This is a genomic window from Clostridium sp. UBA6640, from assembly GCF_002455975.1.
Lineage (GTDB): Bacteria > Bacillota > Clostridia > Clostridiales > Clostridiaceae > Clostridium_J.
Window position 1 is genome coordinate 2546 of the sequence record NZ_DKLM01000030.1, and the last position, 10524, is coordinate 13069.

Consider the following 10524-nt stretch of genomic DNA (forward strand, 5'->3'; position numbering starts at 1 on the left):
TATTAATTCTTAATTAATAGAATCTCTATTGTAGAAACTTCTATAAATGGTGTCATATCTCCCCATAACTTCATATATTAATTATATTGATAAACTTATAAAAATAGGGAGAGGATATGGTGAAAAGGAGTTTTAAAATTGTTTCTAGTTTAATTCTTGGGATGGCTTTTATGGTGAGTAGTTGCAGAGTTTTCACTGCAGAAGCTAAGGAAACTATTGAAAAGAGATATTTAGGTGGAAATGACAGATATGAAACTGCAGTTAGGGTTAGTGAGGAGGGATGGACCTCTTCAGATAATGTGGTTTTAGTTAATGGAACTGCTATAGCTGATGCACTTTCTGCTGCACCTTTTGCTAGAGAAAAAAATGCACCAATATTATTAACAGGTAAAGATAAATTAACATGGACAACTAAAGATAGAATAAGAGAACTTGGAGCTAGAAAAGTTTATATTATTGGTGGTACAGGTGTTGTAAGTAATTCTATAGTTAGAGAACTTGAAAATATGGGAATGTCTGTGGAAAGAATTCATGGATTAGACCGATATGAAACTTCTGTAGAAGTAGCTAGAAAATTAAATGCCAATAAAGCTTTTGTAGTTAATGGTATAAAGGGACTTGCAGATGCTCTATCTATTGCAGCACCAGCTGGAGAAAATAATATGGCGATTATCTTAACTAATGGAAGAGATATAGGTAAAGCTAGAAGAGCAGTTGAAGGAATGGATATTACTGTTGTTGGAGGAACTGGAGTAGTTAGTGAAGGGCTTCGTCAACAGTTAAGAGCTGAAAGAATATATGGAAATAACAGAAATGAAACTAATGGAGAAGTTTTAAAGGCTTTCTATGGCAATAAAGAAGTTAAGGAAATATATATTACTAAAGATGGAACTTATAAGGAAAATGAATTAGTTGATGCATTATCAGCAGGACCTCTTGCTGCGAAGAATTCTTCTCCAATATTATTAGCTGGAGATAGACTATATTATGAGCAAGAAAGATTTTTAAAATCACAGGAGAAAATTAATAAAGTTTATGAAGTAGGTGGAGGAGTAAACTACAGAACAGTAAACTCTATACTTAATGCTTTAGAATATGAAACTGTAGTTGATAAAGATGAGGTTACTTCAGTGAAAGCCACAAATGTAAAGGAAGTTATAGTTAACTTTGGGACTAGAGTAAATAAGGAAAGTGCAGAAGATAAAGATAATTACTCTATAAATAAAGATATAAAAATTGAAGACGCAACCTTATTAGAAGATGAAAGAACAGTTATTTTAAATATTAAAGAAGTGAATGATAGGGTTTTAAAAAATCAAGAAAAATACACTTTAGAAATTTCTAAGGTATATTCCTATAGTAATAGAGAAATCTATGGAAAATTTGACTTTACTCCATTAGACAACACATTACCAGCAGTGGAAAAAGTGGTTTCTCTTGGAACTAAAGCTATTAAGGTTATATTTACTGAGCCGATTAAAAAAGCTAGTTCTAATAATTTCACATTAGATGGTAAAAATTTTTATGGTTCAGTGACCAACAATGGAAGAGAATTAATACTGACAGTTTTTGATAGGGATTTATTAAAACCAGGAGAGCATAAGCTTGCAGTTGATGGAGTGGCTGATTATGTTGGATTAAGAACAGTTTATTCTGAAAATAGATTTTTCGTAGAGGAAGACAATACCCCTCCAAGGGTAGAGCATATTACAGCAACTTTGGAAAGAGTAGTACTAACCTTTAGTGAAGATGTAGATCCAGATACTATGAGAGCTGAAAATGTGTACTATAAATCTGGAAGTAATAAAATAAGAGCTAATAGAATGAATAAATTAGCAGGAAACAAATATGAATTCTATTTCTCAGAGAGCTCTAATAGACTTCCAGCTTATGAAGTTATGTTATATGTAGAAGATGTTAAAGATTATAGCGGAAATAAAATTAGGGAGACAAATGTAAGAGTAAGACCAGAAGTGGATGTTAGTAGGCCACAGGTTAAATCCGTTACTGTAGATTCAAATAACAAAACAATAATTGTTAGATTTAATAAAATTCTTCATAAAGATTCTAGAAATATTAGATTCTTTACTATAAAAGATAAAGATGGAAAGGTACTTGGAATTAAAGACGTAAACTGGGGAGCAGATGATTATAAAGTTTTAGAGGTAGTTATGTATGATAAGCTCCCAGAAGGTAGAAATTCAATAAGAATATTTGGCATAAAAGATGGAACACATCTTCAAAATACAATGATAGATTATAATGAAGATTTTGTGGTAGGAGATACAACTCCTCCTAGAATTTTATCTATTGCAACTAATAGGGAATATAGAAGAATAGTTATAACCTTCTCCGAAGTGATGAACCCAGCTACTTTGGAGGATAGATCTAACTATTATGTATACCTTGATAATAAAATGACTCCATTACCATCATCAACAGATATAACTGCTGTGCAAAATGGAAGAGGAGTTATGATAACTTTGCCAGAGAGAATAGATGGTAAAACTGTATATCTAGGAGATAATCTTACAGAAATACAAGTTATGGCAGTAAGAGATTTGGCAGGTAATATATTAGAAGACATTTATAAAAGAGAACCTATAGATAGAGACTCAAAGGGAAAGGTAGCGGAAAGATATTCAGAGACAATTAGAGAAGGAAATGCTGTTGCGGAAGATAGAAGAACTATAAAGGTTAGATTTGATAAATCAATTGAAAAAGCATATAGTGATGCCTTTAAATTAGATGCAAGATACAATAATGAAGATATAAGAATATCAGAGGTTTATACTGATGGTACAGATATTGTAAAAATTCGTACTAATAGAGACATGCCAACAGATATTAGAGAAGATGCGTTAATAATAACTGATGGATATAAAATTAAAACATCAGCAGGTAGCTCAGTAGATACCTCAAGACCAATTAAAATTGTAGATAAAATTTCTCCAGAGGTAGTTTTAGAATCTTCAAGAGGATATAGAATAGAAAATGGTAATGAAATAATAATACCATTTAGTGAAAACTTAGATACAACAGTAAACCCACTTTTCATAAAAACAGATTTGGATATTTTCTCACAATATGAACCAAACTATCCTCTTAAAGTAACAGAGTTTGAAGTAGACTTTATTAGAGATAGTAAGGGCAACTCAAATAAACTTAAAGTTACAATAAACCCAAGCGAAAGCGCAGTAAAAGCAAGATATGTAATTAAATTTAATAAGGATGATAATGGTAAGGTAAGAGTTATAAAAGATTTAAAAGGAAATAGAGCTTTAGCAAAAGAACCAACATCAACAGATGGGGAAATTACAGGAACACATTTAGTAAACTTAATTACCAATTATAAAGTTTTACCTGGAAGTGATAGTGGAACGATAAAAATTGATTATAATATTACAAATGGTAGGAATAAATTAGCCTATGAAATAAGTAACAATCCACTAGCAACACCAACAGTAGGTAGTAAAAAGATAGTAGGTAATGAAGGAGTAATGGGATATAATAGTGGCGACAATATAAAAGTTAATTTGGGTAAATATGTATCATTATATGAACTGGATTTAGAAAATAAAATAACTAAATTTGTATGTTTTAAAGTAGAAGATGCTCATAGAGTTCCAAATGTTACAATAACTAAAGTAACCTATCAAAATGGAAATAGCCAAAATCCAAAAGGGGTATTAACTATAACAGGAACAAATTTTAATGAAATAGGTACTGTAGGCAAAGATATAAAATCCCAAATAGATTGGAGTAAACTTTCAATAGCAGCCAATGACGGAGCAAGAGATGTTATTCATAAATTTAATTTTTCTAATACTGTAAATGCTATTAATCATATAGAAGAAGCCAAAATAGAAAATGAAACAACAATTAAAATAACATTAACTGCTGATAAAACTATTTTGCTAAATACAGACTTAGGTGTCTTAGATGAGAAAGATAAAGTTATTATAAGTTCTGGTTTCTTAAAAAATACAAAATTAATACCAGCCTTTGTCAATGGAGAATGGAGAATTGAAAATTGACAATTAAGGAAGAAATATTTTTAACAAAATAATTTCTTTAACTGATTTATTGTAGCGGCGAACAGTGTTCGCCACTTTTTTTATTAGGAAAGTAAATGTCAGCATCAAAATAATGATAGTTAAAAAATGCTCATGTATGTAGATATTTTAATATGACATTATAAATCAGTGATGTATTTATTGGATGGGATGCAATATAATGGATGTAAGGTTCGCAACTAGTATAAATAGGGGGGGATAACATTGAATACAAATTTTATGAGGATAGCTACATATATATTTTTTGGTGTTATGTTTTTTTCTAGCAATAAAGATCTTAAAAACTTTAAGAAAAATGAATATGATTTACATTCAGATAAAAATGAAATAATTAAATATATCCACAGATGTGAAGTGAGGATAGGAATTATATTATTTTTCATTATGTTAAATATATTAGCTATGGCAGTACAAATATCTAAATAAACCTTCAGCTCAGTAAAGTTATACCATCTATATTAAAGATATTCCTTACAAATAAATTATTTAGCATTATTATATGCTTTTGCAGAAAAATTTGTAGATGAAGAAATCATGATAATTAAGAATTAAGTATGAAGAAATTAATCAATGGAGAATTGATTATGGACAATTGACAATGCGGTTGAAATTATTTTTAGACAAAATAATTTCTTTAAATAGATTTTTATTGTAGCGGCGAACAGTGTTCGCCATTTTTTGTACGTATCATAATTCAATAATATGTGGCGAACTTAATCAGTGCACAATGCACAGTTCACAATTCACAATTTAGGTTGAAATTATTTTTTAGAAAAATAATTTTTTTAAACGGATTTTTTTGACTAGCAATGCAATTGCTAGTTTTTTTATTTCACCCCTGGGGAACAGTAGTGAAGCCCTTTAGGGTTCCCCTGGGGTGCAGTATAATTCGGAGCAAAAGTCAGTGAATTTATTTGTCATTGCGGAGATAAGCAATGTTATTAAAATATTGTTTAAAGTTGCAGATGTAGTACCATATTATACTGCACCCCAGGGGTGGAAATTAATGCTGTGAAGCATCATTCATCTCTAAGGAACAGTTACCAATGTAATAATATGTGGAGAACACTGTTCTTCACTACGGGATTAATTATAAATTTCTCAGTGATGATTGTGGGATTTAAACAATTAGGGTGAAAATTGTTTTGATTAGCAATGTAATTGTCGGCTAGTTATGTGGAGAACACTGTTCTCCGCTACAAATCAATTCTAAATTTCTCAGTGATAACTGAGAAATATCTACAATTGTGCATTGTGAACTGTGAATTGAATTAAGTTCTTTGCTACAAAATTAATTTCTATTTAAAATTAGTAAAAAATATAAAATTTTAACTATTTCTTAATGAATTTCAAAGTTTTTATGAGTATACTAAAAGAAGTTAAGTTATTTATATGGAATGCTTTAATTAAAATTTATATATTTTCTTGATAATTTATAATGAATTTTTGGAGCTAATTTTAGGAGTTTACATTTAATTACAGGACAGTATAGTATGTTTTCATATTTTTTGGTATAATTAAACTGTTAAAAAATTATATAATTGGGTATAAAACCTTGATTTGGTTATAACTTTTTATAATAAAATCATTAAATGTGGATGATGATAAATTACAATTTTAAATTTTAATTAAAAGTAGAAACTATAATAATTTTTTATTGATTAAATAATATAGACTTTTAATAAAAAGCGGATTATTTATTACTTAAAGAAATGTGTAATTTTAATTACTTGGTAGGTTCATATATGGATAAACTACTCTAAAATTTAATGTATGTCTGAATATGAGTTACAGTTTGATATATTAATTTTAGAACTGGTATATCTATATATATTGCACATTTGAATTTAGAAAGATGAAAAAGGAGAATAAAAAGATGAAAAAGAGTTCAAAGGTTATTTCAGGTTTGTTACTTGCTTCTACTTTTGCAACAATGAATTCTAATGTTTTTGCTGTAGAAACAAATAAGACGATTGCGAAAAAATTATTAGCTGGAAATAATAGATATGAAACAGCTGCAAAAGTTAGTTCAAAATGGAGTAAAAGTGATAATATAGTTTTGGTTAATGCTATGGCTATTGCAGATGCACTGTCTGCTACGCCTTTTGCAAAATTAAAGGATGCACCAATATTATTAACAGATTCAGGAAAATTAACAGAAGATACAGGAAAAAGAATTAAAGAATTAGGTGCTAAGAATGTTTTCGTAGTAGGTGGAGAAGGTGTAATCTCTAAAGATGTAGTTAGAGAATTAGAACAAAGTGGATTAAAAGTTGAAAGAATATCAGGAGCAAATCGTTTTGAAACTTCTGTAAAAGTTGCAGAAAAATTAAATCCTAAAAAAGTTGCTGTTGTTAATGGATTAAATGGTAGGCTTGCAGATGCATTATCTGTAGCAGGAGCAGCAGCTGAAAATAATATAGCAATACTTTTAACAAATGGTACAAGCCTTGGAGAAGTTAAAGATATGGCTAAGGGTAAAGAAGCTATTGTAGTTGGAGGAGAAGGTGTTGTTTCAAATTCCATAAAAGAGGATTTAAAAGCTGAAAGACTTGGCGGAGCTAATAGAAGTGAAACTAATGCTGAGGTTGTAAAAAAGTTTTATGGCGGAAAGACATTAAAATCTATTTATGTGGCTAAAGATGGAGCAGTTCAAGAAAATCAATTAGTTGATGCATTATCAGCAGGACCAGTAGCAGGAAAAGAAGGAGCTCCAATAATATTAGCGGGAAGCAGACTATCTCTATCTCAAGAGAGCTTTTTAAAATCTCAAAGTAAGGTAGAAGAAGTTACATTAGTAGGTGGAGGAATAAATGACAACACTACAGAAAGTATTGCAAATGCTTTAGGTGGTAAGTTTAGAGATCCATCTCAAGTTGTTGAGGTGGCAGAAGTTTCCTCAGTAACAGCAACTAATTTAAAAGAAGTAGATGTTACTTTTGGAATTAAAGTAGATAAAGATTCTGCAGAGGATGTATCAAACTACTCTATCAATAATAGTGGAGAAATAGAAAGCATTGAATTATTAGAAGATGAAAAAACAGCTAGACTAACTATGAAAAAACCACTAGCAAATCAAGAAAAATATAAAATTAAAGTGGAAAAGATTCTAGCTAAAAATGATGAGATTATAACTGCAAAGGATATTATGTTTACTCCAATAGATAATACCTGTCCAGAGGTAAAGCAGGTAATAAATTTAGGTACTAAAGCAATTAAAATAGTGTTTAGTGAGCCAGTTAATACAGTACCTATAAACAATATTAAATTAGATGGAAAGAAATTCTCAGGCTCTGCTAATATTACTGGAAGAGAAGTGGTGTTAACTCCATATGATAAAGACTTATTAAAACCAGGTGAGTATAAGTTAACAATGGAGGGAATTACAGATTTTAATAGTTTCAAGTCAATATATTCAGAACATAAATTGAATATAGTTGAAGATAAAACACCACCTAGAATAGATAAAGCCGTTGCAACTTCAGAAAAGTTGGTTATAACTTTTAGTGAGGATGTGGATCCAAGTACTGTAAAAATAGATAATGTTTATTACAAAGTTGCTGATCGTAAAATAAAAGCTAATGATATGAGAAAATTATCAGGAAGTAAATATGAGTTTTATTTTTCAACTTCAGCTAATAGACTTCCAGGTTATGAAACTACAATGTATATAGATTATGTTGAAGACTATAGCGGAAATAGAATAAGAGAAAATACTGTAAAGGTCAAACCAGAGTTAGATCAAACTAAACCAGAGGTTAAAAATGTAACCCTATCTCCAGATAGAAAGCAAATAACAGTTTTCTTTAATAAAAATATGCATGATGATTCTCAAAATACAAAATACTTTACTATAAAAGATGAAAAAGATAATGGAGTACCAATTAAAGGAGCTAAATTTACAGATGGCGATAGAAAAATTATAACTATTGAACTATATAACGAATTACCACACGGAAAAAATATAATTAAAATTTCTGGTTTAAGAGATGCTACTCAAAATCAAAATTTAATTAAGGATTATAGTAAGGAGATTGTAGTTAGAGATACTACTCCTCCAACTTTAGAGTCAATATCAAGTGATGGAAGAACTAGAACAATAGTTTTAACTTTCTCAAAGAAAATGGATATTTCAACTTTAGAGAGTACTTCAAGTTATTTAATTAAGTTTAATGGCATAATGATACCTCTACCTGAAGATACTAACATAACTCCTATACAAGGTGGTAAAGGGGTAAGATTAATATTACCTGAGGAAATAGATAATCAATATGTTAACTTTGAAGGGAATCTTACAGAAATTCAATTAACTACCCTTAAAGACGAAGCAGGAAATATATTAAAAGATTATATGGTTAAAAAGCCTGTGCTTAAGGAATCAAAGGCTAAGGTGGCTAATATATATTCTGAGGACGTTAAAAACGGTAATGCAATTACAGAAGATAAAAGAACTATAAAGGTTAAATTTGATCAAACTATACAAAGTGCTTCTAAGAATGACTTTAAGTTAAATCTTAAAGGAGTAGAGATACAAGACGTCATAACTAATGATTCAAGTATAGTTACAATTAAAACTGATAGAGATATGCCAACGGATACACAAGATTTAACAGGTAATGATTTAATACTAAGAATTAATGATGGTAATAGCATTAGGACTTCAGCTGGTTCAGGAGTGGACAATTCTAATAAAGTAAAAATTGTTGATAAAACAGCTCCAGAGGTACCAGAAGATAAGAGAGAGTACAGCGTTGATATAGCTAATAGTAGTAGAGCTGAGGTATGGATGCCATTTTCAGAAGAGTTGAATAGAGAAAATCCAGCACTATTTGCTCACGACTTAATTATAACTAGCTCTTTAGATGAAAAGGTAAGATTAACTCCAACTATTGACTATACAACATCATTGAGCAGTGATGGAAAAACTATAAAAGTTCTTATCAAAAGTACAGAAGCAACTAAAGGAAAGCAAACAAGATATAAAATAGAGATAAAAGAAAATGCAAACTTTATACAAGACTTAAATAAGAATAAGGCAAATAGAAAAGAACCATTAGAAACAGATAGAAATTTAGAATTTTCATAGGACTTAAAAACTAGCAACTTTATGTTGCTAGTTTTTTCGTTTTTCTGTAACCGATTATTATTACTGGGTGATACTGTAGCGGCGAACAGTGTTCGCCACTTTTTTTTCACCCCTGGGGAACAGTAGTGAAGCCCGTTAGGGTTCCCCTGGGGTGCAGTATAGTTCGGAGCAAGACCTAATAAATTTAGCTAATCTTAAGGAGTATCTATTATAATTAAGAATTAAGTATGAAGAATGAAGAATTATGGTTGAAANNATTATGGTTGAAATTAGTTTTGATCAAAATAATTTCTTTAATTGATTTTTTTTATTAGCAATACAATTGCTAGTTTTTATTGTAGGGGCGAACAGTGTTCGCCAGTATAGTTCGGAGCAAAAACCAGCAAATTTATTTGTCATTATGGAGATATGCAATGTTATTAAAATATTGTTTAAGGTTGTAGATATAGTGCCACATCATACTGCACCCCAGGGGTCTATATAGAAAGTAGTTGCAAATTTAAATTTTGTGACTGCTTTTAATTTTGCTTTAAAACCTACAGTTTCGTTATAGACCCCAGGGGTGAAAATTAATGCTAAAAAATATAAAAACTTTAAATTAACTTTATAAACTCTGTCAATCTATGCATATCTAATTAGTGAAAGGAGTGATTAGAACATGGCAATATCATCAATTAAAACAAGTTCAACAATTTTATTAACTTATAAGGACGGCGTTAATTCAAAGGGGGAGGATCTTTACAAGAATCAAAGATTTTCCAAAATCAAAGTTGCAGCTAAGGATGAGGATGTTTATTCTATTGCTGGAGCTATGGCAAAATTATTAATGAATGATGTAACAGAAATAACTAGAGAAGATAAAAGTAAGCTTATAGAGGCATAGGTTATGATAAAGAGGATAGTGGAGTTTTTTAATAATATTCTATCCTCTATAATAGTAAGAATTTTTCAAGCTAATTTTTCTTATGAAATTAATCATGAAGGATATAAGATCAAAAAGATGATTTTTTTCTTAGGAAAACATGTAAAGATCATTATTATATTATAGAAAGAGTAGGGGGAATTTTTATGGCAAAAGATTTAGTTATGACATTTATAAACACTAAAGGTAGTAAATCTAATATGACAGTTAAAAATGTTAAAGACAATTTAACCAAAGAGCAAATTAGTAATGTTATGGATTTAATTGTAGGAAAGAATATCTTTGAAACTAAGCAAGGAGATTTTATTTCTAAAAGCGGTGCTGTCTTAGTTGAAACAAATAAAACAAAATATAATATAGAGAATTAATTATAAAAAAGGCCTCTAAAAAGGGGCCTTTTTTTAATTGAGAATTAAGTATGAAGGATGAAGAATTATGGT

Annotated in this window: 5 protein-coding genes; all 5 read left to right on the plus strand. The window is 29.7% G+C overall.

Annotated features, from left to right (window positions below; translation table 11 throughout):
- The first annotated feature begins 119 nt into the window (after positions 1–119).
- Positions 120–4037 (plus strand): cell wall-binding repeat-containing protein, encoded by a 3918-nt coding sequence (locus B2W91_RS03335; RefSeq protein ID WP_291578860.1) that lies wholly within the window; start codon positions 120–122, stop codon positions 4035–4037.
- Between the two features lie 243 nt (positions 4038–4280).
- A complete protein-coding gene (locus B2W91_RS03340; protein ID WP_291578861.1) occupies positions 4281–4502 on the plus strand; it encodes a hypothetical protein in 222 nt (73 codons plus the stop codon).
- A 1450-nt stretch (positions 4503–5952) separates the two neighbouring features.
- Positions 5953–9162, plus strand: coding sequence for a cell wall-binding repeat-containing protein (locus B2W91_RS03345; RefSeq protein ID WP_291578862.1), 3210 nt, complete (start codon positions 5953–5955; stop codon positions 9160–9162).
- A 658-nt stretch (positions 9163–9820) separates the two neighbouring features.
- The gene (locus B2W91_RS03350; RefSeq protein ID WP_291578863.1) at positions 9821–10045 is read left to right on the plus strand and encodes a DUF1659 domain-containing protein; all 225 of its coding nucleotides are present in this window, start codon (positions 9821–9823) and stop codon (positions 10043–10045) included.
- A 185-nt stretch (positions 10046–10230) separates the two neighbouring features.
- On the plus strand, positions 10231–10452 hold the full coding sequence (locus B2W91_RS03355) for a DUF2922 domain-containing protein (RefSeq protein WP_291578864.1): 222 nt from the start codon (positions 10231–10233) through the stop codon (positions 10450–10452).
- The last annotated feature ends 72 nt before the right edge of the window (positions 10453–10524 follow it).

Excerpts from the sequence above, each read along its gene's own strand:
- B2W91_RS03345 (WP_291578862.1), top strand. The coding sequence starts at position 5,953 with ATGAAAAAGAGTTCAAAGGTTATTTCAGGTTTGTTACTTGCTTCTACT.
- B2W91_RS03355 (WP_291578864.1), top strand. The coding sequence starts at position 10,231 with ATGGCAAAAGATTTAGTTATGACATTTATAAACACTAAAGGTAGTAAA.
- B2W91_RS03350 (WP_291578863.1), top strand. The coding sequence starts at position 9,821 with ATGGCAATATCATCAATTAAAACAAGTTCAACAATTTTATTAACTTAT.